The sequence below is a fragment of the Phycisphaerae bacterium genome, assembly GCA_018003015.1.
In the GTDB taxonomy this organism is placed as follows: Bacteria; Planctomycetota; Phycisphaerae; order UBA1845; family PWPN01; genus JAGNEZ01.
This window is the reverse complement of the sequence record JAGNEZ010000021.1, coordinates 16508-40768: the sequence shown is the minus strand read 5'-3', so window position 1 is coordinate 40768 and position 24261 is coordinate 16508. Positions and strand designations below refer to the sequence as shown.

Genomic DNA, 24261 nt, shown 5'->3' with positions numbered 1-24261 from the left:
TTTCTTGCCTAAGGAGTTCGCTCTTGGCTTCCCAAGTCATTCTGCAGACCAGTATCCCCGGCTTCCCCGTCCGGCGCGGCAAAGTGCGCGACGTCTATGATCTGGACGATCGGCTCCTGATCGTGGCCAGCGACCGAATCAGCGCCTTTGACGTGGTCATGCCCAACGGCATACCCTTCAAGGGCGAGGTCCTGACCCGAATCAGCGCTTTCTGGCTCCGCCGGCTCAGCATCGCCCGCCACCATCTCATCGAGTTGATCGAGGACCAGGCTCCTCAGGAATTCGCGCCCTACCTCGACCAGCTCCGCGGCCGCGCCATGCTGGTCAAGAAGACCAAGGTCGTCCCCATCGAGTGCGTGGTCCGCGGCTACATCACCGGTAGCGGCTGGAAGGAGTACCTGAAGAGCCAGTCCGTCTGCGGCATCAAGCTCCCGGCCGGTCTTCGCCAGTGCGACCCGCTGCCCGAGCCGCTGTTCACTCCATCCACCAAGGCCGAGGTGGGTCACGACGAGAACATCTCCTTCGAGCGGGCCTGCGAGCTGGTCGAGCCCCGCCTGATGGAGACAATCCGCGATCGCAGCATCACCATCTACCGCGAAGCCGCCGAGTACGCCCGAGGACGAGGAGTCATCATCGCCGACACCAAGTTCGAATGGGGCCTCGATGGCAACGAGGTCATCCTCATCGACGAAGCTCTGACTCCAGATTCCTCGCGATTCTGGCCAGCCGCCAACTACTCCCCCGGCCGCGATCAGCCCAGCTTCGACAAACAGTACGTCCGAAACTACCTCGAAACCCTGAACTGGAACAAAACCCCGCCCGGTCCAACCCTGCCAGAGGAAGTCGTCGCCCATACAAGCAAGAAATACATCGAAGCCTACGAGAAACTGACCGGCCGGCCGTTCCCAAATCGCTGAACATCAGCGTCGTGCATCCGCCCATCACCGTCGATCAGCGACACCTGCTCCACAGGGACGAGGCACTGCCCAAGGGACGGACACCTGCCAGCCACTGCCAAGCGAACATAACCACTTTGTCAACAAATGCTTATAGTCAATTGCAGGCCGCGGAAACGCCCACCCTTGACGCGGTCCCACGCGCGTTTCATGCTCCTGTTTCATGCCAGGGTTTTGCGCGATCCGCATCGTCGTCCTCTGTCTGCACCCACCATCACGCCCGGCCGGTCATCTCGCGCCTGTACCCGGACCAGACTGATGAGCCCCCCGACATCGACGCGATCGCCGAACACCTCACCCGTTTCTCACTGGCGGCCCGGACACTCCTGCCGCCCCATGCAGCCGAGGTGGAATCATGAGTCTCGTCGCCCCGAGAGCGCCGTTCTCCGAGCAGGTTGACACACGGGTTCCACAGTTGATATACACCTTCAAGCGTGGGAACGGGCTGCGTCCCTCGGCCGACCAGCGAGCCTTCTCATTGAGGCCCTGGCCATCCGGCCGGCCATTGGGGCCTCCGCGCCGCCGACACCCGAGGGCACGAGGATCAGAAGCCCGTCCCTGCGACGGCGGGACGGAAACCTCGCCGACCGACAACAGCAAACGAATAGCCTGTCGCACACGATCTGCTGAGGCGGGCTCTACTGGAGGACGACCGTGATACGATCAACCATGCATTTCCTCAGACTCGGCTCCCTGTGGACATTGGCCTTGAGTGTGGGCTGCTCTGTCGGACCAAACTACCAGCCCCCCACGACCACCATGCCGGCGGGTTATTCCGGGGTTTCGGCCACACAGCCCGCCGCCACCCAGCCAGCCCAGCTGGATCGCTGGTGGGAGATGCTCAAGGACCCGATGCTGAACTCGCTGGTCGAACGGGCCTCCCAGACGAACCTCGACCTGCAGTTGGCCGAGGCGAGAATCCGCCAGACCCGGGCTCAACGCGGAGTCATCGCCGCCGATCTCTGGCCCCAGCTCAACGCCGCAGGCTCGTATGACTACATGGGCAGCAGTCTGAACACCCGCGAGGAGACCGCCGGCGCCGCCGGCATCGGCCGGCAGCTGCGCAACACCGCCGCCAGTTCGGCACTGGGTACCCTGCAGTCCAACGGCGCGTTTGGCCCCGGCCCGCTCGCCAACGCGGCGGTCACCACCCTGCGTACCGGCTTGGCCCAGAACGCCCCCCGTAGCGGGAGCCGGGTGAGCCATCGCGGGTCAAACTTGTTCCAGGCCGGCTTCGACGCGTCATGGGAACTCGACCTCTTCGGAGGAATTCGCCGTGAGGTCGAAGCCGCCGACGCCGACATTCAGGCGGCCGAGGAGGCCCGATCCGACGTGCTCGTCACGCTGCGCTCGGAGGTCGCCCGCAACTACGTCGAGGCCCGAGTCTATCAGCGGCGGCTGACCATCGCCCGCGAGAACATCAAGACCCAGCAGGAAAGCCTCGAGTTGACCCGGGACCGCTTCAGGGCCGGCTTGACCAGCGAGGTGGATGTGGCCCAGGCCACCGCCGCACTAGCCACCACTCAGTCGCAGATCCCACTACTCGACTCCCTGTGGCAGCAATCCGCCCATCGCCTGGCCGTGCTCCTCGGGCAGGAACCCGCCGCCTTGCTCGCCGAGCTGACCCGCGAAGCGCCGATTCCGACCGTGCCGCCCGAAATCCCTGCCGGCCTGCCTTCCGAGCTGCTCCAGCGCCGTCCGGATATTCGCCAGGCCGAACGCCAGCTGGCCGCGGCCACCGCACGCATCGGCGCCGCCACCGCCGACCTCTATCCGGCATTCTCGCTCACCGGCTCGGTGGGCTCACAGAGCCACGACGCCCGGCTGATGCTCGATCGCAACAGCTTCCTGTGGTCGCTCGGCCCCGCGGTCCGCTGGCCAGTCTTCGATGCCTGGCGGATCCGATCGAATATCGAGATCCAGAACGCGATCCAGGCTCAGGCTCTTACCACCTATCAGCAGACCATCCTGATCGCCCTGGAGGAGGTCGAGAACGCCCTGGTCGCCTACCGCCAGGAGCAGGTGCGCCATGTGTCCCTCGCCGAGGCAGTCAACGCCAACCGAACGGCTCTCACCCTGGCCAACGACCGCTACGCCAAGGGCATCGATGACTTCCTGACTGTGCTGGAATCGCAACGCGCACTCTATCAGACCGAGGATGCCCTAATTCAGAGCGAAGGCACCGTGGTCTCCAACCTGATCGCCCTGCTCAAGGCGCTCGGCGGCGGCTGGCAGCCGACGCCCGCGGCCCCCTGACGGCGCCGACCCAGCTCACCACCAAGGACCCGAGGAGAAAAGCGGCACTTGACCTCTGGCCAACGCACTTCGGCCAGGGCCTCCGCTCACCCACCCATCGATCGTTACCAGGACACCGTCGACGCAGCCCCCCGAATCCAAGGCCGCACAAACGAAACCAGCCGCCTCATCGCTTCCGGCTAATGGCCGCGGGCCGTGTTCGCCCCGTGGAGCGATTCCGCGCGGCTCAGCTTGGGCCACGAGTAGCCATAGAGCGATATCAGCACGAAGCACAGCAACGGGACAATGAAGCCCCGGGACATGTCGTAGTGGTCCGCAACCGCCCCCATCAGCTTGGGCAGCAGAGCCCCGCCCACGATAGCCATGACGATGTAGGCCGACGCACCTTTCGCCTTGTCACCCAGCCCGAAGATGCCCAACGCAAAAATGGTCGGGAACATGATCGACATGAAGAAGTAGCTCACGAATACGCATATGACCGAGACCCAGCCGAGCTTGAGGAAGATCACGAAACAGGCCACGGTATTCAGCAGCGCGTAGAGACCGACAATCTTGTGGGCGGAGACCCGCCGCAGCAGCGCCGCTCCTACCACCCGCCCCAACAAGAAGCAGATGAATCCGAATGACGCTAGCGTGGATGCAAACTGGTTGGTGACTGCCACCACCCCGTCCCGGTATGACAGCTCCTTCGAATAGGCATCGGCCAGAAGCAGGCGGTTGAGTCTCGACTCGTTTCGGCCCTTGGCATCCTGAGCCAGCACTTGTCTCGTCGCCTCCTGCAGGGGGATCCCCTCGAATCGTTCCGGGCTGTACACGCTCTGTTTCAGGATGAGCGTGTTCAGGTCCTGCATCACCGCCACCCGGGCCGCCGTCTCACTGGCCGCGCCCTCCTTGTACTGTCCTAGGGTCTCTCGGGTTGAATCCGAGAGGTTCCCGGCCAGGTACTCCGACAGCGGATCCGACGGCGCACCCAGCTTCGCGACCAGAGACGACATGTCCTTGAAGTCAGACCCGGCGAACGTCGTCCGGGTCTCCACCCAGGTGCTGTCCGCCTTCAACCACGAAGCCGGCAGCGAGGGCGGCTCCGAAGTCATGTAGTTGATCAGGAAGCTGAAAATCCCCGCTTGGGCGGCCACATAGAAGAACTGGGCAAGCACCGCACCCGTGAAATGCTCGTGCGACCAGATGCTGTGATGCGTCAGTCGCTTGGTCACGCCGATCAGCCAGACCGCCGCAACCACCAGGGCCAGGCATCCAACAGCGAAAAGCGTCAGCAGCAAGGCGGTGTCAGCGGTCACGACCAGGCCCATCGCCGAGGCAAACGCTGCCAGAGTCGGACCGACATGCAGCGAGCCAAGGGCCAGCCACAGAATCATGCCGAAAACACCGAACAACGCGCACACATTGCCCAGCAGCAACAGGAACGACAAGCCACGGTTCACATGCCGTGTGACCGGGGCCTTTCCGCCGGCGTCATCCCTGCCGCCGATACCGTAGTCGTCCTTGGCCTTGATGTCCGGAACCGGAGCGAAGAAGAAGACAACGGCCAGCAGCAGCACCACCACACCCACGCCGGCGTAGGGGATCCACAGCGTCTCCGAGCCGGTGCTCCGACCGGACGCGTCCTTGCCATAGAAGAAAAGACCGCCGGCGATCGGCCCCAGCACCCAGCCGACGCCGTTGCAGGACTGGGCGAGGTTGATACGCGTGGCCGCATAACGCGGCGGCCCCAGCACCGTGGTGTAGGGATTGGCCACCGTCTCCAGGAACGTCAGACCGGAGGCCACCACGCACACCCCCAGCAGAAACGCCCAGAACGCCGCAATCTTCGCGGCGGGAATGAACCAGAAGCCGCCCACGGCCACCAGCAGGAGCCCGGCAATGATGCCACCTCGGTAACCCAGACGCGTCGCCAGCCAGCCCGCCGGCATCGACATGAGGAAGTAGCCCATCCAGTGCGCGAACTGCACCCAGGCCGACTGCGAAAGGCTGAGGTGCAATTCCTCCTGGAAGTGCTTGTCCATCACGTCAATCATGCCGTTGCAGAACCCCCAGAGGAGGAACAGCGAGCTGACCAGACAGAACGTCAACAGAACATTCTTGCCGTCGACGACAAACATGCTCTCGGAACGCCCCAGCATCGGTGCCGCGTATTCAAGGGCGCTCTGACCGTCGGTGGCCATGGACTTGCTTCCTTTGTCTTCGGTCATGGTATTCGGCTCTCTTTAGACGCAGATCACCCACCACAGATCCGTGGGCGGCCAGTTTTCACATCAGGGCGCGCCGGGCCGGATCACTTCTTGAACACGGTCTTGATGTCCTCGAGCGGCACACCCAGCGTCGCCTTGGCGATCTCGTCGAGCGCGGGCTCCGGTCCGGTCAGGTGGATCGTGCGATGCGTGTGCGTCAGGCTCTTGCCCGGAGCCAACGCGGCAGCCGGAGAGGAAGACTCAAGCTCGTAGAACGGCCCCATCGGCTTGGCACCCGGAGCGGGTGGCCCATCGTTGTAGCTGTTGGCCGCATCGCCACTGAAGGGATTGTCCTGCAGTTTCCACAGCGAGTTGACGTAGTCGGTCACGCCCGCCGGCTGGTTGAACTGCACGATGGTCAGCACCTTGCCGTCCGCATCATAGCTGCCCAGAATCGCCTTGCTCCGCTTCGGACTGATGCCGATCTTGCTGCGGTACTGGCCGTCGGCACGGAGAAAAACCACATCCTCCCGCACCACCAGCCGATCCGGCGGCACCTGGCCAAAATAGTCCGAGGTCACCTTCACACCGAGTTCCGCCTCCGGTCCGGCCTTGATCGGCACAACAACCGTGGTGGACGGCGACGGATTGAACATGCCCAGAATCCAAACCGACAGGAGTCCCGTCTCCTTCTTCCACGCGTCCTTACCCTTGTTGACGATCTTGTTGTTCGAGGCGTAGGCCACGACGCCCACGTCCTTGGCAGCCTTCACCCCCAGCTTCTCCCAGGCAACATCCGGCGAAAGCAGGCCCACTTCGCGCTCCACGCCCACCTTGAAAACCGTGCCCGAGTAGTTGGTCAGCGAGAACTCCGCACCGAACACGGCCTTGTCGTCCGCCTTGCTCAACACCTTGAAGGGCTCCGTGTCGAAAATCGCCGGCGTCTGCCAGTCGGCGAACTCGAACTTCTTGCCCTTCTCGAAGAAGATCGAGAACTGGCCACCCTCCGGCCCCATCCAAAAACGGTCTTCGCCGCCGAACGCGTTCATGTGCGGCAGGATCTTCCCCGAAGCGATCAGCTCGCGGTTGATCCAGCCGAAACTCGGGCCGGCGTCGCCGCCCGTCGTGCTGGTCATCACCCGGCCCTGCCAGGCCGGCACGAGGGCCACCTTGGCCAGGCCGGCCTTGTCGCTCAGGACAATCAGGTCGGTGTGCTTCTTCAGGAACGCACGGTCATCGCCGAAGTTGGCGCCGAGGGCAAAGTGTGGGATTGAGGTCATTGCAGTAAAAGCGACCATCGCCGTAATGAAAAGTCTGTGGTTCATGGATAGTCCACAACGTGTGGCGCGACACGGCCCTCCGCCCCGGGACCGCGCCGCCGCCCCTGGCGGAATCGAGATTCCTATTCAACCGCCAGCGACAGTCTACCGCGCTCGAACCACCCGTCAAGCCCAGCTGGCCCTTTCCAAACCCCCTCGCCAAACCCTATCCCCTCGCCACCGATCTGGCCAAGGGAGACTACCTGGTCCTGGTTCGCAATCCCGAGGGTAACATGATCGAGCTGATCGGCCCGCTGAGCTGAGCACCGCAGGCCCGGATCCGACATCAAGTTCGAGGCCGCGGCCGGATTCCCGCAACCGGGGCCCGCTCGCGAGACCACCGCTCCAGACCAAGAGCCGCGAGCTCAAGCCCGCGGCGCCTTGCCTGGCAATCGATGGACGACGCCCGGACCGCAATCACGCGGTCACTCACTTCGCCACAGGGGTCTGGGAGACGGCCTGAGGGCTGGCCGGCCTGATCGGGATGACGATCTCCTTCATCTCCGCGTCGTCGGTGCGAATCGTGATCTTGTCGCCCGCGACCGGCGGGGTGTAATTCACCGGAAAGGTCAGATACAGCCGATACGACGCTCCATCCGGCTCGGGAAAGAACTGGGCCCCGATCTTGTCGTTGCTGCGCGTGATCTCCAGCATGTGGATCGGCGATGGCCCGTTGTTGGTGATGCTGATCTCGCTCTGCTGGACGCGCGGGGCCGGGGCCATCGACAGCTCCGCCGGCAACACCTCGATCCGGGGCGGCATGTACAGCGTCGCAGGCACCTCGACCGTCGGCTGATCGGGCTTGCCGGTCTCGATGCTGAGCACCCCCTTGTGCTCGCCCACCTCGAACGGCGGAACGGCGTAAACGGTCAGCGTGGCGTAAGCCGGGGTGTTGGGCAGGGGCTTGACTTCTCCACGGAACTTAGGAGAACTAGAGGTGATCTTGCCATACTTGATCTCGCCCTGCCCGTTGTAGATCAGCGTGGCCAGCCGAGGCAGATCGTGGAGCTTCGGGCGACGGGAAAAGTCCACCCCAGAGGAGGGATCGACCTCGACCAGCGGCCGAACCATCCCGCTCAACTCCACCACGGTGGGTGACCGGGCGGTGTCATTGGAGACGATGGTCAGCGTCCTGCTGAACTCCCCGGGCTGGTCGGGGGTGACAAGCTCCAGCTGCATGATCCCGGATCCGCCGGCTTCCACAGTCTTGGTGAAACCAGGATCGACCTTGACCCCCTCCGAGGGGCTGACATGGGTGATCTGCAGCGATAGCGTACCCTGGTTGCGGTAGCGGAGGCTGTACTTCACCGTCTCGGCGGCTTTGCGCCGGCCCACGTCCTGCTGCCGCGAGTCCACCCAGATCTTCGGCGAACTGATCGCGGTCTGGGGCGGCGCCGCCTCCAGCAGGGTGAAGGCCGCCGAAGGCTGAGGCTTGAGCCGCAGACTGGCCACCGTGCGGCCCTCGGACAAGGCTTCAATCTCGGCAGCAAGGGTCTGCTTGAGAGCCTCCAGGGCCGCCTCGCTCGAGCCCGCCCCGCGGTGGATGGCCTCCACCAGGCCGGTCTTGCCAATCACCACCAGGAGCGGAATCCCGTTGACGCCGAACAGACGTTTGGCCTGCTGAGCCGAGTCCAACAAAACGGATTGGCTGACGCCGTTCTGCTTGGCCGTCTCGGCAATTTCAAGCCCCGGCCTCAGCTGGTCCACCGATACGAAGTGAAAGTCCACGTTGTGACGCCCCAGCTCACTGGCCAGACGCTGCACCATCCCAAGCTGGCGGCGGGAGTTCTTGCACCAGCTGGCCCAGAAGTCGATGACCGTCACCCGGCCACTCCTGCCCCCCCCAATCTGCGTGCCCCGGCCATCCACCCCCTGAACCGTCACCTGCGGCGCAGGTCGACCAAGCAGTGCTTCTGGAGTGGTCTGGGCAAGCTGCTGCTGCGGCGGGGTATAGGACTGGGGCCGCATCTGGACCGGGATCGTGATTTCAGGCTGCTTCGGGTTGTCGGTGGTCAACTTCACCATCGCAGGCTTGTCCGGTGGAGGACTGAAGCCTGTCGGCAACGTCACCATCACCTGGAAGTCCTTGCCCGGCGTACGCTCGCTGACATTCACCTTGACCGATTCGTCCGAAGCCACGGCGTTGAGGATCTTCAGGGCTCCCTGAGCGTTGTACCGAATCTGAACCGGCCTCGGCATGGGCTGGGTGGGCGGCATGGCCAGAATGATCGAGATCGGCAGGACCTCGATGTCCGGCGGAGCAAACAGAGAGCAGCGAACCGACACCAGGGGCTGCTCCTTAAGCCCGGTCTTGAACTGCAGCTCCACGTAGTTGTTGCCCTGGTTGAAGGGCGGCTCCGCAGTCACCGTGACTTCGAAAACCTTGCCCGCCTCAACCTCGGCCACCTCGGCTTTGAAGACCTTGCTGGCCGTGGGCGATACCGGCTCAATCTTGATCGGCATGTTCACGTTGCTGGTGATCTTGACCTTCTGGGGCTTGAAGGGCTCGCCCAAGTACCGGCCAAAATTCACGCCTCCACCAATGGGCTCGAGAGCCAAACGCTCCTTCAGCGTGCCCTGCAGCGTGAGCCGGATGGTCGGATTCTTCGTGTCGTTCGTCGTCACATTGATGACCTTGGCAACGTGGCCCCTGAAGCCCGTGGTGCGGAGGACCGCCTTGACCTTGCCCGTCTGTCCAGGCTCAACCTTCTTGTCGGCCTCGACCACCGTGCAACCACAGGTGCCGACCACCTGGGGGAGAAGCAGCACGCCTTCACCCTCGTTGTGGAAAACAAACTCGTGCTCGATCAGATCGCCCGACCAGGCTTCGGGGAAATCGTAGACCACCTTCTCAAACCGGATCCGGGGCTGCGGACCGCTGGGTTGCGTCGCCGCCGCCGGCGGCCTCGGAGCCACCACCGCACCCGGGGCCGGCGTGGCGGCCCTGACCGCGCTCACCGACGGCTGACCGCCAACCTGCTGCCCGAGAGCCAGCCCACTCCCCAGAAACAACGCCACTCCAACCGCCAAACACCTGCATTTCAATCGTCGCATGATCCCAACCTCGACCCTTGTCATCGTGTGACCGAAAAAAACGATATGCCTCATCTACGCCAAAGTTCCAAACAAGGTTCAAACGCCGGCCGTCCGAAAGGGAGCCAACCGCGCGCACCCTCTCACTATAGCCGGCGCAGTACATGGTTGCCAGATCGGCAGGATACGGTCCCGAATCGAGACCCCGACCGCCATTTCACAGGGGTATGAAGGCATCCACACCGACCCATCCCGCGCTTCGTGCCCCGGGAAACCGTCCGCGGATGCCCATCTCACTTGCACACCCCCATTCTACTGCCGCCCAAGCGTCCGGGAGCCACCGCCCCATGCCAGGACCGAAAACCAGCACCAGACCCACAGGATGCCGTCCCCGACCCGCCCACGACCGTGCCCCCCATGCATCCACGAGCCGCCGTGCCACCTTCGGTCCCCCCCCTTCCCACGCCCACCCGGGCACGCCCGCATGTGCAGTTTAGAACGAAAAAAGACATGCACACACCAATCCGCCCTGATCCATTCGCCCACTTCCCGTCTGACGTGGGACAAGCGGTCCCCAGGTTCCTCTGTCGCCATCGCCGGGACCATCCCGCCGCCCGAGACCCGTCTGGCCGCTTGACCCCTTGTACGCCCCCCCTATCATGCTGCCCATGAGACTCATTAACGTCTGCGGCGCGCGCCCCAACTTCATGAAGATCGCCCCCCTGATGCGAGCCTACCAGGCTGAACCGGTCATCGAACCGGTCTTGGTTCATACCGGCCAACACTATGATCAGAAGATGAGCCACCTGTTCTTCGAGGAATTGGGGATCCCCCAACCCGACATCAACCTCGAAGTCGGAAGTGGCTCGCACGCCCAACAGACCGGCCTGATCATGCAACGCTTTGAGGCCGTCATCACCGGGCACAAGGCCGACGCCGTCCTGGTGGTCGGCGATGTCAACTCAACCATCGCTTGTGCCCTGGTCGCCGCCAAGATGGGTGTGGCCGTCTTCCACGTCGAGGCCGGCTTGCGCAGCTTCGATCGCACCATGCCCGAGGAGATCAACCGCGTACTCACCGATGCGATCAGCGACCTGTTGTTTGTCAGCGAGCCGAGTGGGCTCGAGAACCTCACGCGAGAGGGCATCTCCTCGAAAAAGGTGCATTTCGTCGGCAATGTCATGATCGACACGCTGGAACGCAACCGGCGGCGAGCGGAATCGTCCACCCTGTTGGAGGATCTCGACCTGCCGCCCGGCGGCTACGGCGTCATCACCATGCACCGACCGGCCGCGGTCGACCACCCCGAAATCATGGGGCCGCTGATTGACGCGTTCGCCGAGATCCAGCGAGACCTGCCCCTCGTTTTTCCTGTCCACCCCCGCACCCGCGCCCGGCTGGCCGAAACCGGTCTCGATCGCCGCATCGCCGACTTGGGGCGGCTGCGACTGATTGACCCGGTCGGCTACCTGGACTTCCTCAAGCTGATGGCCCGCGCGGCCATCGTCCTGACCGACAGCGGTGGCATTCAGGAAGAGACCACCATCCTGGGCGTGCCTTGCCTCACCCTGCGGGAGAACACCGAGCGGCCGGTCACCATCACCGATGGCACCAATCAGCTGGTGGGAATGGACCCGGCCAGACTCCTGGCCGCCTACCGGCAAATCCGGCACGCCCCGCCACGCTCGGCACACCGCCCCAACAAATGGGATGGGCAAGCCGCCCAGCGAATCGCGGGAATCATCGCACACTGGGGGAGAGGACAGTAGGTCCGACAAAGGATGAACCTGGATCCCATTGACCTGCTGATTCGCGTGCCGCTCGTGCTGCTGGCCCTGACCGTGCACGAGTTCTGTCATGCTTATTTCGCCTACCGAATGGGCGACCCGACGGCCGCCCGCATGGGCCGGTTGACGCTTAACCCCATCAGGCACCTCGACCCCCTGGGCGCGATCTGCCTGGTGTTCGCACCCATCGGCTGGGCCAAGCCAGTGCCGGTCAACCCGGCCAATTTCAGGAACCCGCGCACCGGCGATCTGGTCACCTCCGCCGCCGGCCCGGGCAGCAACCTCGTGATGGCCCTCGCTTTCGCCCTGCTCCTGAGAGCCGTGATTCACGCGGGCGGTGGCGTCCCATCGTTCATGGAGAACTCCGCTTCTCGGCCGCTCGACGCCGTGTTCCTGTTCTGCTTCGTCGGCGTGCTCATCAACGCCAGCCTGGCAGTCTTCAACTGCCTGCCGATCTACCCGCTGGACGGCTTTCATATCACCCTTCAGTTGCTGCCGCCCCGATCGCAGCAGGGCTTTGCCGATACCGCCACCTACGGCCCGTTCATGCTGCTGGGCTTCATTGTCCTCGACCGGGCGGTGGTTCTTGATCAGGAGACAGGCCAGGGCGTCCTTGGCCGACTCATCGAGCCACTGGTGAATGTGCTCTTGAAGTATGGGGCCGGAATGCACTGAACGCACGCCGGCGTATGAGGAAAATGTCAGTCATGCGAGTCCTATCCGGAATCCAACCCTCGGGACGCCTTCATCTGGGCAACTACTTCGGGGCGATGCGCCCGCAGATCGACATGCAGAAGAACCACGAGTGCTTCTACTTCATCGCAACCTACCACGCCTTGACCAGCCTCAACGACGCGGCAATGCTCGAGCAGTACACCCGAGAGGTGGCCACCGGATACCTCGCCCTGGGGCTGGATCCCGCCAAGACCGTGTTCTATCGCCAGACCGATGTGCCCGAGGTCAACGAGCTGACCTGGGTCCTGTCCTGCGTGACCCCCATGGGACTGCTCCAGCGATGCCACTCCTACAAGGACAAGATCGCCCAGGGGATCTCTCCCAATCACGGCCTGTTCGCCTACCCCGTGCTCATGGCCGCCGACATCCTCATCGTCAAATCACAGCTCGTGCCCGTGGGCCAGGACCAGAAACAACACGTCGAGGTTGCCCAGGACCTGCAGACCAAGTTCAACCAGGCGTTCGGCTGCGAGATCCTGGTCCGCCCGGAGCCGCTCATCGGCGAAGAGGTGGCGGTCATCCCCGGCATCGACGGGCGAAAGATGAGCAAGAGCTACGGCAACACCGTCGAACTGTTCGGCCCCGAGAAGGCCGCCCGCAAGCAGATTATGTCCATCGTGACCGACTCGACGCCGGTCGACCAGCCCAAGGATCCGGCTAAGTGCAACGTCATGGCCCTGTTGCGGCTGTTCGCGGCCAGGGACGAGGTTCGCCAGTGGGAAGAGCGGTATCGCAAAGGCGGCATGGGCTATGGCGAGGCCAAGAAGCGCGTGGCCGAGCTGTACGTCCAGACCCTCGGCCCGGCCCGCAAACGCTATGAGCAACTGGTCAAGCACCCCGAGGAGGTCGACCGCGTCCTGGCCGACGGAGCCAAACGAGCCCGAGAAGTGGCCGCCCAGACCATGCGCGAAGTCCGTAAGGCCTGCGGGCTCTTGACCGCCGGGTGAGAAAAGCGATGCCACCGCCGACCGCCCACCGCCGCCCGGCGGTCTCCACGCCGATAACCTACGCAATCTCGATGACCCGGCATTGCGGAATGGCCTTCAGCATCGCCTTGCCGTACCGCCGGGTCTTGATCCGCTTGTCCAGCACGACCACCCGCCCACGATCCGTCTTGGTGCGAATCAGCCGGCCGAAGCCCTGCTTGAACTTCAAAATTGCCTCCGGAAGCTGGTAGTCGATGAACGGGTTGCCGCCCGAAGCTCTGATCTGCTCGATGCGGGCCTCGATGATCGGCCGGTCGGGGACCGCAAAGGGAATCTTGACAATGATCACGTTGACCAGGGCGTCTCCGGGCACGTCCACCCCCTGCCAGAAGCTGTCCGTGCCGAAGATCACCGAGCCCCGCTCGCGACGGAACTTCTCCAGCATGAGCGAGCGCGGCAGCCCCTCGCCCTGAACCATCAATCCCAGACCCGCTTCCTCGAAGACCGGACGCAGGGATGCAGCCATCTGGTTCATCATCTGGTAACTGGTGAACAGCACGAACGCATGCCCCCGGGTCTCGAGCACATGCCGCTCTACGGCCGCGGTTGCGGCGGGCACGAAGTGGACCCCGTCCTCCGGTTCCGGCAGACCGGTTTCGATGTACAACTCGGCCTGCTCCTGGTAGTTGAACGGCGAGCCGAGCTGCAGCTCGTCGGCATCCTCCAGCCCCAGCCGCGATCGAATGTACCTGAAGCCGTCCTTGCGGCCAACCGACAACGTGGCGCTGGTCAACACGACGCTCTGAGTCTTGCCGAAGAGAACGTCCCCCAGTACCTCCGCAACCACGATCGGAGCCTCGCAAAGACACCGGGCAGGCCGCGGGCCTCCTGAAACTTCGATCCAGCGGACACTCGCCGCAGAATCGCTCTCCATCAGGTGCCGCAAGTCGTCACTCAACGCCCCCGCCCGGTCGAGAAGACTGGTCAACTCGTAGGCGTCGTCGGCCTTCTTGAGATCCTTGCGGACCCGCTCGAGCACTTCCTTGAGCCCCCGAAGGGCGGGCGTGAGCGAGTTCTCGATCGGCACGCGGCCCAGAATCCGCCCGTTCGGCCGTCCATCCATGTCCTGCCACTCACTCAAGTTGGCCCAGAACTGCTCGGCCACCTGGCGGACATGCTCGACCGCTTGGATCGCCCGCTCACTCGGGTGGATCTTGAGAAAACCCCGGCCGGTCCGGTCATGGTGCAGCCGGTTGAGCAGATAGCGGAGTTGTCCTTCCGAAACGCTGACCCCGAAGTACTCCGCGGCCACACTCTCGAAGCAGTGGGCCTCGTCGATCACCGCCAGGTCGTAGTTGGGCAGAATCCCGGCCTTCTCATTCACGCGCCGCAAAGCCAGATCACTGAGCAACAGGGCGTGGTTGACAACGAGAATCTGGGCATTCGCTGCCCGCCGCCGGGCACGCTGGTAGAAGCACTTGGGGTAATAATCGCACTGCCGGCCCAGGCAATTACCGTGCTCGCTGCGAACCAGCTCCCAAACCAGCGGATCCGGGCTCGGCGACAGATCCGACAGCGATCCATCCTCCGTCTTGTACGCCCAGTCCTCGATCCGCCAGAGCTCCTCAAGGTGCGGATGCGCCGCAAGCAGCAGCTTCTGTCTGTCGCTGGCCTGCTTGAGCCGCCGGATGCCAAGGTAATTGCCCCGCCCTTTAACCAGCACCGCCGTGAACTCGTCCGGCCAGATGGCCCGCAGGAAGGGAATGTCGCGTTCCACAAGCTGTTCCTGCAGGGCAATGGTGTGCGTGCTGATGATCACCCGCTGGTTGGCCGTCGTCGCCCGCCGAATGGCCGGGATCAGGTACGCAAAACTCTTGCCCACGCCCGTGCCCGCCTCGACCACGAGGTGCCGCGACTCCTCGAACGCCCGCTCGACAGCCGCCGCCATCTCCAACTGCTCCGCACGCTGCTCGTAGTTCGGCAACCGCCGGGCAATGGTACCCCCCGGTCCGAGAATGTCAGCGACCGTCATGACGCGGCCTCCTCCGCGGTCAAGCACATAACTCGCGGATGAAGTTGATGCTGAACAGCAGGGTCATGGCTGCGCAGAGTACCGCCGTGATCGTGATGACCACCGTCACAAACGTGGGACCGGGCATCCAGGTGCTCTCTTTCATGGTCGCGATGATGTGCGGGCGGGCGAGAATGAGCATGCAGATCACCATCGCCCCTTCGGTAGGCCACAGCGAAATCGAGTGCAGGAAGCTGTAAATCCAAACCCATTGCGGAACTACCCGCTTACGCCCCACGTCCGAGCCGTGAATGAAATGCCCACTGATGATGTACCGGCTCTCCGGCTCACCCGCCTCGTTCAGCACCGTCTCCTTCCATCCGTTGCGGGCATCACCGCCCAGCGCCGCGTAGCACACGGTGTAGACCAGGACGTTGATCAGCCCACCAAGGATGATCCAGATGCACATCAGATTGCGGGTTCGGCGCTGCAAGGTGTCGATCCTAAGTGCGCGGGCCCGGGGCCGCGGCAATCACACCCTCCGTCGGGCTCGATGCCGTTGCATAAAGCCTCTTCGAGATCCGGCCGGCACCGTAGGCCAGCCGGCCGGCCTCGATCGCATGACGCATGGCCATGGCCATCCGGAGCGGGTCCGCGGCTCCCGCAATCCCGGTATTCAGCAACACGCCGTCACTGCCTAACTCCATGGCAATGGTGACGTCCGAGGCGGTTCCTACCCCGGCATCGACAATCACCGGGTAGCTCGGGTCGTTCTCTTTGAGATACTCCAGGATGATGCGGATGTTGTTCGGGTTGAGCACCCCCTGGCCACTGCCGATCGGCGAGCCTGCCGGCATGACGCTGGTCGCCCCCGCCTCCTTCAGCCGCTTGGCCATCACCGGATCGTCCGAGGTGTACACCAGGACGGCGAAGCCCTCCTTGACCAGGGTCTCCGTCGCCTGCAGACTGCCCACCGGATCCGGCAGAAGCGTACGCTTGTCGGCCAGAACCTCCAACTTCACCCACTGGGCACCAGGATTGTCCAAGCCCTCCAACAGCTCCCGGCTCAGCCGGGCAGCGCGAATCGCGTCCTGGGCACTGAAGCAGCCGGCCGTGTTCGGAAGAACCGTATAGCGCTTCGTGTCCAGCGCGTCGAGCAGACTCTTGGGCCGCCGCCCACCCTCGGGAGTGAGCACGTCCCGGCGCACCGCAACCGTCACCACCTCGGCCCCGGACGCAGCGAGACACGCGTTCATCTGGTCGAAGTCCGCGTACTTGCCGGTGCCCACAAACAACCGCGAGGTGAACGTGAACGGCCCCAGTTTGACCGGATCCGACTCCATCAGCCGCCTCCAACGAGGGTCACAATCTCCACCCGATCCCCCTCGCGCAACAGGGTGACATCATAGGTTCGGCGCGGCACCAGTTCACAGTTGACTTCCACGGCCACATGCTTCGGATTCAAGTTGTAGGAAGCCACCAGCCCGCCGACGGTCATCTCCGAACCCAGATCCCTGTCTTTGCCGTTGACCCGCACGCGCATCGCACCCAACTCCTGTGACCAACGGCCGATTATAAGAAAGCCGATGGGGGCGATCAATCGGCGGAACTCACGCCGCCGAAAGCGTGATCCGGCCGCTCGATGGAGGGCGTCCTTGGCCGGACAGGCCGCACCGGTGAGCAAGAAACGGAAGCCTTCCCCCCCGGCCCGCACGCTGCGCCACCGGCCAGCCATCCATGGCGTCGGCTTCGCTGATCGCCAAGAGAGATCGCAGCGATGATGCCCGCGAACGAAAACAACTCCAGCGGCTGCGGATGACCAGGCGGATCGGAACTTGTAGACATGGGCGGCGCACGATCAGTGTCGTCGGTGGGCAATCAGCACCCCTGGCGTCCGCCGATGCACCCCGCGGGGCCGCAATCCGCCGCCCACGCCGTATGCCGCCCCATCAAACCGTGCCTCAGAGGCCGGTCGGGACTCAACGCCTCCCCTTCGGCGCTTCGGCGTTCCTTCCTATGCCGCCAGGTAATTGTCGTCCAGGATCGAGCGGATCTTCGCCAGAGCCTTGTTCTGGATCTGCCGAACGCGTTCCTTGGTCACCCCGATCATCGCCCCGACCTCCTCAAGCGTCTTGCCCTTGGCCGGCTGAGTCTCGGCATCCAAGGCGAACCGCTCGCGAAGCACGGTCTGTTCGATGTCATTCAGCGATGCCCGATTGCGGGCCAGGATGTCGCGTATCTCATCCACGCACTCGGTCTCGACATCACCCCGCTTGGTGTCCGCAAAGTCGCTCTTCTCCATGGTCGGGTCAAACTCGGTGGGAAAGTGGCCCCGGTACCGGCTGGCTTTCATCGCCACCCGCGAGAAGCTCTTGAGAATCGCCCGGCATGCATAGGTGCTGAACTTGAACCCGCGGGAACAATCGAACTTGTCCACGCTCCGTAGCAGAGCGAAGTTGCCCTCGCTGATCAACTCGTTGAAGTCCAGAGCGTTGAGCCGGGTCCGCTTGGCCATGGCCAGCACCAGAGGCATGTTCGCCTGCACGATCAGACCGCGAGCTTCCATCACCCGATGAGCCCAGCCCAGCAACTCCCGCACCGCGATCATGGGCATCCGCTTGCCACTGTATTGCCCGAGAATGCGGGTGATACGCATGCGGCTGTAATTGAACCGCTGGAACAGGAGCATCTCCTGGCTCGTGCTCAAGGTCGTCTCCCCCGGCTCCATGCTCAATTCCGGCTCATTCCGCTCGACAAAGTACGTGGTCTCCGGGGCGAGAACCGCCTCGCCCCCGAACAGGAGCTCCTCCGCAATGCCCTTGGCGAACAAGTCATGGCTCACGAACTCAACCGGCTCGGCCAGCAGCCGCAAGAGCAGAGCCCGTTCCTGCTCGTTCAAGCGATCCAGTTGGCTCATCGTCGGTCGAGTCGCTTCAGGAATCGCCAACGCGCAATCCTGCTCACCCTCAGTCTTCCGGACATGTGCGGTTCCCATGATCCACTCCCCGGTCCTCCAATCGGTTGCCCGCAGGACCGATGAAGGACCACCACTGTATGTACGATACGATTCGCCTGCCGTGCGAATCGCACTTGCCCCCGAACAACAAAAAGTCAAGAGGCAGGGCGCCGTGTTCGGTTGTGAGGAGTCTTGAGACGTCTCCATGAGAGCCACAGCAAAGACGTCCCGTTTGGGGAGAGACATCGGAGGGGAGTCCGATGTCAAATACAGTATACGTCACGTTCAGGTGTCCGCCAAGCGGTTTTTCGGGGACCCAACTCCCAGTCCTCGAGCACAACAACAGTCCCGTAACGTCTTGCGCAATTGAACGTTACAGCGACTGAGGATCTGCGAATCACATAACATGGGGTTTTCGCCCTATCCCCCGGACGCCAACACGCCGCCCGGGCGGCAAGCCATCCTTGACTTTGCCTCGCCGACCAGCCAACCCCAGTCGCCTCGTCTCGCTATCGTGGAGGATTCGAGACCCGGGCTCTCTCAGCGCCCCACCTACTCGTGACGCAGAGCTTCGATCGGATCCAGTCGCGCGGCCGCCGCCGCCGGATAGATGCCGAAGAAAAGCCCCACCGCCACCGCCAGGCCAAAACTGACCAGGATCACCCACTGGTGGATAACCGTCGGCCAGTGGACCCAGGATGTGATGACATGAGCTCCGGTCGCCCCGCTCACGATGCCCAGAATGCCGCCGACGGTCGTGAGCACAATGGCTTCAATCAGGAACTGAAGGATGATGTGCCGCCGCTTGGCTCCGAGCGCCCGGCGGATGCCGATCTCCCGGGTCCGCTCGGTAACAGTGGCCAGCATGATGTTCATGATCCCAATACCGCCGACCAGCAGCGAAATGCCCGCAATGGTACCCAGCGTGATCTGCCGTCGACGCTTCTCCGCCTCGGCGATGCGGAGCCGCTCCAGCGGCACGTTGATCGTGTAATCCTGCTTCGTGTGCCGGAAGCTGATCGCCCGGTGAACCATTTCGGACACTTCCCGCACGTGCTCGAGAGCATCGACCTCAATGTAGAAATCGCTATAGGCGCACTTGGCATACTCGCTGGTGCCGCTACTCCGCTGCACCTTGATGTCCCCATAGCGAGAATCGGCCGTCGCCAGCGGGATGAAAACCTCGCTGTTCAGATTGCGCTCCCCGATACCCCTGGCCGGCAGGCCTGCCGTCTCCACGCGATCCAGTACTCCAATGACCTCGTAGGGGATGGTGCCCGCAGTGAAGCTGTTGACGATGATCGATCGGCCAATGGGATCCTCATAGGCAAACAACCGGCTGCGGACCTCGGCACCGATGACGCAGACTTTGGCCAGCTGCGTGCTGTCCAACGACTCAATGGTCCGCCCCTGGCTGATTCCGATCCGAACCGTCTCAAAGAAGGCCGGATCGGCACCCACGACGGTCACCGGGTAACGACTGGGACCGCGGCACACCTCAAAGGCCACCTCTCGGAGCGGGACGATCCGCTCGATGTGCGGGATCGTCGCGTACATCAACCCGAGGTCCTCTTCCGTCAAACCGTATTCCAGGAGGCGGGACCGCCCTTCGGAGACATCACCGCCGGCCTGGGGCTTGACCGACTTGGCGATCACGTTGTGAGTACCCAGCAGGCGGATCAGGTTCATCTCCGCCTCCGAGGCCCCCTCGCTGATCGAGAGCATGCAGATGACCGCCCCCACCCCACAGATGATGCCCAGCGTCGTCAGGAACGAACGCAGCTTGTGCAGCAGGATGTTCTTGATGCCGAGCCGAATGGTCTCCGCGCTGATTCCGGTGAACATAGCCGGTTTATTGTAACCGGGACCACGTTCTCTCGGCAAAGGCCGGAAGCCACAAAGCCCAGTCTACGGATCCATCCCCCGAAGCGGCTGCCCGGCGGCCCGCGACCGCCCCCGTCAGTGCGTATCCGAGCTCGGCGGAAGCTCTGTCTCGTTTCCAGACGACCGGCCAGGCCCGGCAGACGCGCCTGCGGATGACTCCCCCAGGCCGCCATGCTGCTTGACGAAGATGTAGTAGAGCTTACCCTCCGCCAGCGTCCGCCCCGCCAGCTCGCCAATCTCCGGGCCAGTGCCCAGGAAAACATCACATCGCCCGGCTGCCCGAATCGCTCCGCCGGTGTCCTGATCCATGGCAAAGCCACTGTAGCTGTGGTTGCAGATGACCCCGCTCTGCGTACGGGCCGGCAACTGCGTGACCAGGAAGGCCGGGCACGCCCGCGGAAACACCTGTTTGTCGGTCGCAATCGAACGGAAGGGCGTCACCGGCACGTTCAAGCTGCCGAACGGCCCGCCCGGCCGCGGGGTGAAAAAGACGTACCGCTTGTTCAGCGACATGGCCTCGTCCAACTGGTCCGGATGCTGCCTGAAAAACTGAATCAGCCCCTGAAGCGACAACTGCTCCGGCGTGATCAGCCCACGCTTGACCAGGTCCTGCCCGATCGAGGTGTAGTCGTAACCGTTGTCGCCATGGTAGCCAATATCCAGCAGCGCCCCGTCCGCCATACGCAGCCGGCCAGAACCCTGCACCGTCACAATGTAGGTCTCGAATCGGTCCTTCAGATAACACAACTCCAGCCCCTGGCCCGCCAGACCACCCTTCTCAATCTCGATTCGACTCAGGTACGGGCCGCCGCCTTTACGCTGGTAACGCTGCGTCACCTCGTTGTGCTCCAGGTCCGGCGGCTGCCGGTAAAGCGGGTACCGGAACTCGCCCTCCGGCCTCAGCCGCGCATCAAAGGTCGGCCGGTAGTAGCCGGTGAACAACACCGTTCCCTTCTCGTCGCACCCGCGCGACATGTACACCTCAAACCGCTGCCGGATCAGCGAATCCAGCTCCTCGCCCGAACGCGCCGTGCGTAGCGTCTGCACAAACGCCTCCACGCTCGCCACCGCCCGCTCATGGGTGATATCACCGTAGGGAAAAGACCTCCGCGACGACGGCCGGCTCAGGAACTCCAGACTGTGCATCGCCGCTTCTTCAAGCCCCTTCCGGTGTTCGTAGCCGGCGCCAAAGTCGGGATACTGCTCGGGGCCAATCTTGACCAGGGCTAGCTCACCAGGCGGCAGGGAGGCACCATAGTCCTTCTTGTCCTCCAGGATCGGCTGGGTCTGCCTCGGTGGACATCCCGTCGATGATAGCGCCAGACCGCTCAGGACCATGTACCAGCCAAGACGTGACCAAGACACGTTGTGTCCTCCCTGACCAAGGAGCCGCCCCAAACCACCCATCGCACCCACACTCGTATGTGCCGGTTGGCTCGTCGCCGAAAGCCGTGACTCGTGGGGTGTGGATTGCCCGCCCGCCGACCGGCCGCGCCACGGACCGATCCGTCCGGATCAGGTGGCATTCTAGCCTCGCGATCGCCGCTTGTCTCGCGTAGCCTGCGCCAATGTGCAATTATCGGTCGTTGGACCACGCCACCATGAGGCCGGACCGGCCCTTTTGTCCTCCCCCACAATCGGGTACAGTTCACCGGATTCGGAGGTGCCCAGCGTGAGCGGAATACCCAACGGCCACCCAGTGATCTGCGTCTTCGGCAGCTACTCGCCCAAACCGGGCTCCCTCCTGTACCAGTTGGCCTATGACATCGGCCATGCCCTGGCCACGGCCGGTTACACCGTCGCCAACGGGGGATACGACGGCACCATGGAGGCCAGCGCCAAGGGAGCCAAAGACGCCGGCGGGAAAACCATCGGCGTCACCTGCTCAGCCTTCGATACCGCCCGGGGCCGAACCCTGGCCGCCAACCCCTGGATCGACCGCGAGATCCACCATACCGACGTCATGCTCCGCATCAAGGACATGATGATCATGTCCGACGGCTACGTGATCCTCGAGGGCGGCACCGGCACCATGACCGAGCTCAGCTTGGTCTGGGAGTTCGTCTGCAAGCAGCTGATCCCGCCCCGGCCGATCTTCGTGGTCGGCGATTTCTGGCGGCCGATGATCAAACGAATTATCGCCCAGCGGCCCGGACACGGCCAGCACGTCTACCTGGTGGATACGCCACAGCAGATTGTCGATATCGCGACCAGGACCGTCCCGCCCGATACCGGCCGGCTTGGGGCAGGCTCCTCCGTGGCGTCGCGAGCGCCTATCCCACTCCGGAGTGTGGAACAGGCTTCCAACCTGTCACTCGACCGGCAAAACGCCGGTCCCACACCTGACGCCTAGCCCTAAGTGAACATGTTTTTTAAAGGATGGCTTATCATGGCAGCACCCACCGGCAACGTGATGGATCGAATCGTCGCCCTCTGCAAACGCCGCGGCTTCATCTTCCAAAGCAGCGAAATCTACGGCGGCATCAACGGCTTCTGGGACTACGGCCCCCTCGGCGTCGAACTCAAACGCAACATCAAGGATGCCTGGTGGCACGACATGGTCCACTCCCGCGACGACATGGTCGGCCTCGACTGCGCGATCATCATGCACCCCCAGGTGTGGAAGGTCAGCGGACACCATGACCTGTTCAGCGACATGATGGTGGACTGCACCGACTGCAAGCGACGGTTCCGGGCCGACAAGGTGTTCATCGCCACCCTGGCTGGCGGAGCCGGGCCAGGCGCCGTGCTCGGCGTCGAGGCAGACGGTGTCGCCGGCGCGGCCGAAGCCCTGCCCCAGTCCATCGCCGCCTGGGCCAAACAAACCAACACCGCCGAGTTCAAGAAGGCCGAGGTCGTGGTCACCGGCTGCGAGGCCCGGGTCAAGACCGCCAGGGGCGAGTACACCGCGACAATCCAGCCCCTCTCCAAGATCAGCCCGGACACCCCCCGCCGTTGCCCAGAGTGCGCCCAGACGCTGACCGAGGCCCGTGAATTCAACCTCATGTTCATGACCTACGTCGGAGCCCTGATCAACGACGACTCCAAAGCCTTCCTCCGCCCCGAAACCGCCCAGGGCATCTTCGCCAATTTCAAGAACGTCTGCGATACCACCCGCATCAAGGTCCCCTTCGGCATCGCCCAGATCGGCAAGAGCTTCCGAAACGAGATCACACCCCGAAACTTCACTTTCCGCTCACGCGAATTCGAGCAGATGGAAATCGAGTTCTTCTGCCATCCGAGCGAGTCCAACAAGTGGTACGAGTACTGGCGGGACACACGCTTCAACTGGTACACCAGCCTCGGCCTGGCCAGCAGCAAGCTCCGCCTCCGCGAACACGATAAGGACGAGCTGAGCCATTACAGCTGCGGCACCAGTGATATCGAATACGCCTTCCCGTTCCTCGCCGCCGGAGACTTCGGCGAGCTGGAGGGCGTAGCCCATCGCGGCGATTTCGACCTCCGCAGCCATATGGAAGGCAAGCTGGTCAATAAGGACGGTAAGCTCGTCGTCGACACCGGCCCGGACGGCAAACCCAAGTGGAAGGGCAGCGGCAAGGACCTGAGCTACTTCGACGACGAACGCAAGGAGCGGTTCGTCCCCCACGTGATCGAACCGTCCGCGGGCGCCGACCGCGGCACCCTGGCGTTCATCTGCGAGGCATACACGGTAGACGAATCACGACCCAGTCCGGAACTGATGAAGTTCCACCCCCGCCTGGCCCCGATCAAGGCGGCCGTGTTCCCCCTCGTCGCCAAGGACGGCTTGCCCGAAATCGCCGAGCCGATCTATCGCGAGGTCCGCAAACGCTGGCCAGCCCAGTACGACGCCAAACAGTCCATCGGCAAGCGCTACGCCCGCATGGACGAGGCCGGCACACCCTACTGCTTCACCATCGACGGCCAGACCAAGGAAGACAACACCGTGACCGTCCGCCACCGCGATACCGGAAGCCAAAACCGCATCAACAAGAGCCGGGTCGTCGACTTCCTGACCGAGAAGCTCGAAAGCCACACGATGTGAACACGGCTTGCCCATCCACCTCCGCGTCACCCGCGTTCCGCCGCCGGGCAGATTGGCTGGTCGGCGCAGTGGTCTCACTGGCTGCGCAATGCGGCAAAAACCACGGACACCGCCAGAAGAATAACGCCCATCAGGGCCGCCGCCAGAAGAGAAAGTCTCCGACGCACGCTGGACCCTCCGTCATC

The 24261-nt window shown here is 63.5% G+C and carries 19 protein-coding genes; 9 read left to right on the top strand and 10 right to left on the bottom strand.

The window, feature by feature from the left end; translation table 11 throughout:
* Positions 1-23: 23 nt before the first annotated feature.
* The 3 genes from KA354_11380 to KA354_11370 all read left to right on the top strand — a co-directional run bounded on the left by KA354_11380 (position 24) and on the right by KA354_11370 (position 3212).
* Positions 24-917 carry a phosphoribosylaminoimidazolesuccinocarboxamide synthase gene (locus KA354_11380; protein ID MBP7935239.1) on the top strand — a complete coding sequence of 298 codons (894 nt, stop codon included), beginning with the start codon at positions 24-26 and terminating at the stop codon, positions 915-917.
* Positions 803-1315 (top strand): CerR family C-terminal domain-containing protein, encoded by a 513-nt coding sequence (locus KA354_11375; GenBank protein ID MBP7935238.1) that lies wholly within the window; start codon positions 803-805, stop codon positions 1313-1315. The genes KA354_11380 and KA354_11375 overlap by 115 nt, the downstream gene beginning before the upstream one ends.
* A gap of 295 nt (positions 1316-1610) precedes the next feature.
* Entirely contained in the window at positions 1611-3212 is a 1602-nt protein-coding gene (locus tag KA354_11370) for an efflux transporter outer membrane subunit (GenBank protein MBP7935237.1), read from the top strand.
* A 179-nt stretch (positions 3213-3391) separates the two neighbouring features.
* Here the strand turns inward: KA354_11370 and KA354_11365 are convergent, their stop codons facing one another.
* Positions 3392-5395, bottom strand: a complete 2004-nt coding sequence (locus KA354_11365) for an MFS transporter (protein MBP7935236.1) — start codon at positions 5393-5395, stop codon at positions 3392-3394.
* 110 nt (positions 5396-5505) lie between these two features.
* A complete protein-coding gene (locus KA354_11360) occupies positions 5506-6699 on the bottom strand; it encodes a hypothetical protein (protein ID MBP7935235.1) in 1194 nt (397 codons plus the stop codon).
* Between the two features lie 41 nt (positions 6700-6740).
* Between KA354_11360 and KA354_11355 the strand changes: the two genes are divergently transcribed.
* Positions 6741-6983 (top strand): hypothetical protein, encoded by a 243-nt coding sequence (locus KA354_11355; protein MBP7935234.1) that lies wholly within the window; start codon positions 6741-6743, stop codon positions 6981-6983.
* A 166-nt stretch (positions 6984-7149) separates the two neighbouring features.
* On the opposite strand, the gene KA354_11350 is transcribed toward KA354_11355, so the two are convergent.
* The gene (locus KA354_11350; GenBank protein ID MBP7935233.1) at positions 7150-9774 is read right to left on the bottom strand and encodes a DUF1573 domain-containing protein; all 2625 of its coding nucleotides are present in this window, start codon (positions 9772-9774) and stop codon (positions 7150-7152) included.
* Positions 9775-10412: 638 nt separating this feature from the next.
* On the opposite strand from KA354_11350, the gene wecB reads away from it, so the two are divergent.
* From wecB to trpS, 3 genes are read left to right on the top strand one after another with little or no spacing between them, the layout of a single operon-like run.
* A complete protein-coding gene (wecB, locus tag KA354_11345; protein MBP7935232.1) occupies positions 10413-11522 on the top strand; it encodes a UDP-N-acetylglucosamine 2-epimerase (non-hydrolyzing) in 1110 nt (369 codons plus the stop codon).
* Positions 11523-11534: 12 nt separating this feature from the next.
* Positions 11535-12215 carry a site-2 protease family protein gene (locus tag KA354_11340; GenBank protein ID MBP7935231.1) on the top strand — a complete coding sequence of 227 codons (681 nt, stop codon included), beginning with the start codon at positions 11535-11537 and terminating at the stop codon, positions 12213-12215.
* Positions 12216-12247: 32 nt separating this feature from the next.
* Positions 12248-13222: a tryptophan--tRNA ligase gene (trpS, locus tag KA354_11335; GenBank protein ID MBP7935230.1), complete on the top strand. Its 975-nt coding sequence runs from the start codon at positions 12248-12250 to the stop codon at positions 13220-13222.
* A gap of 58 nt (positions 13223-13280) precedes the next feature.
* On the opposite strand, the gene KA354_11330 is transcribed toward trpS, so the two are convergent.
* The 7 genes from KA354_11330 to KA354_11300 all read right to left on the bottom strand — a co-directional run bounded on the left by KA354_11330 (position 13281) and on the right by KA354_11300 (position 21417).
* Complete coding sequence (locus KA354_11330) at positions 13281-15233, bottom strand: DEAD/DEAH box helicase (GenBank protein ID MBP7935229.1); 1953 nt, start codon at positions 15231-15233, stop codon at positions 13281-13283.
* A gap of 19 nt (positions 15234-15252) precedes the next feature.
* Positions 15253-15705 (bottom strand): hypothetical protein, encoded by a 453-nt coding sequence (locus KA354_11325; protein ID MBP7935228.1) that lies wholly within the window; start codon positions 15703-15705, stop codon positions 15253-15255.
* Positions 15706-15715: 10 nt separating this feature from the next.
* Complete coding sequence (locus KA354_11320; GenBank protein MBP7935227.1) at positions 15716-16555, bottom strand: thiazole synthase; 840 nt, start codon at positions 16553-16555, stop codon at positions 15716-15718.
* A complete protein-coding gene (gene thiS / locus KA354_11315; protein MBP7935226.1) occupies positions 16555-16755 on the bottom strand; it encodes a sulfur carrier protein ThiS in 201 nt (66 codons plus the stop codon). The genes KA354_11320 and thiS overlap by 1 nt, the downstream gene beginning before the upstream one ends.
* Before the next feature lie 471 nt (positions 16756-17226).
* A complete protein-coding gene (locus KA354_11310) occupies positions 17227-18207 on the bottom strand; it encodes a sigma-70 family RNA polymerase sigma factor (GenBank protein ID MBP7935225.1) in 981 nt (326 codons plus the stop codon).
* 513 nt (positions 18208-18720) lie between these two features.
* Positions 18721-20013 carry an ABC transporter permease gene (locus KA354_11305; protein MBP7935224.1) on the bottom strand — a complete coding sequence of 431 codons (1293 nt, stop codon included), beginning with the start codon at positions 20011-20013 and terminating at the stop codon, positions 18721-18723.
* Positions 20014-20127: 114 nt separating this feature from the next.
* Positions 20128-21417: an MltA domain-containing protein gene (locus KA354_11300; protein ID MBP7935223.1), complete on the bottom strand. Its 1290-nt coding sequence runs from the start codon at positions 21415-21417 to the stop codon at positions 20128-20130.
* A 307-nt stretch (positions 21418-21724) separates the two neighbouring features.
* Here KA354_11300 and KA354_11295 point away from each other — a divergent pair, with 307 nt between their 5' ends.
* Together KA354_11295 and KA354_11290 are read left to right on the top strand one after the other, a co-directional pair.
* Complete coding sequence (locus tag KA354_11295) at positions 21725-22405, top strand: LOG family protein (GenBank protein ID MBP7935222.1); 681 nt, start codon at positions 21725-21727, stop codon at positions 22403-22405.
* Between the two features lie 60 nt (positions 22406-22465).
* Positions 22466-24076, top strand: a complete 1611-nt coding sequence (locus KA354_11290) for a glycine--tRNA ligase (GenBank protein ID MBP7935221.1) — start codon at positions 22466-22468, stop codon at positions 24074-24076.
* The last annotated feature ends 185 nt before the right edge of the window (positions 24077-24261 follow it).

Coding starts and splice junctions, on each gene's coding strand:
- trpS (MBP7935230.1), top strand. CDS start 12,248: ATGCGAGTCCTATCCGGAATCCAACCCTCGGGACGCCTTCATCTGGGC.
- KA354_11365 (MBP7935236.1), bottom strand. CDS start 5,395: ATGGCCACCGACGGTCAGAGCGCCCTTGAATACGCGGCACCGATGCTG.
- KA354_11310 (MBP7935225.1), bottom strand. CDS start 18,207: ATGGGAACCGCACATGTCCGGAAGACTGAGGGTGAGCAGGATTGCGCG.
- wecB (MBP7935232.1), top strand. CDS start 10,413: ATGCTGCCCATGAGACTCATTAACGTCTGCGGCGCGCGCCCCAACTTC.
- KA354_11340 (MBP7935231.1), top strand. CDS start 11,535: ATGAACCTGGATCCCATTGACCTGCTGATTCGCGTGCCGCTCGTGCTG.
- thiS (MBP7935226.1), bottom strand. CDS start 16,755: ATGCGCGTGCGGGTCAACGGCAAAGACAGGGATCTGGGTTCGGAGATG.
- KA354_11320 (MBP7935227.1), bottom strand. CDS start 16,555: ATGGAGTCGGATCCGGTCAAACTGGGGCCGTTCACGTTCACCTCGCGG.
- KA354_11360 (MBP7935235.1), bottom strand. CDS start 6,699: ATGGTCGCTTTTACTGCAATGACCTCAATCCCACACTTTGCCCTCGGC.
- KA354_11330 (MBP7935229.1), bottom strand. CDS start 15,233: ATGACGGTCGCTGACATTCTCGGACCGGGGGGTACCATTGCCCGGCGG.
- KA354_11305 (MBP7935224.1), bottom strand. CDS start 20,013: ATGTTCACCGGAATCAGCGCGGAGACCATTCGGCTCGGCATCAAGAAC.
- KA354_11350 (MBP7935233.1), bottom strand. CDS start 9,774: ATGCGACGATTGAAATGCAGGTGTTTGGCGGTTGGAGTGGCGTTGTTT.
- KA354_11290 (MBP7935221.1), top strand. CDS start 22,466: ATGGATCGAATCGTCGCCCTCTGCAAACGCCGCGGCTTCATCTTCCAA.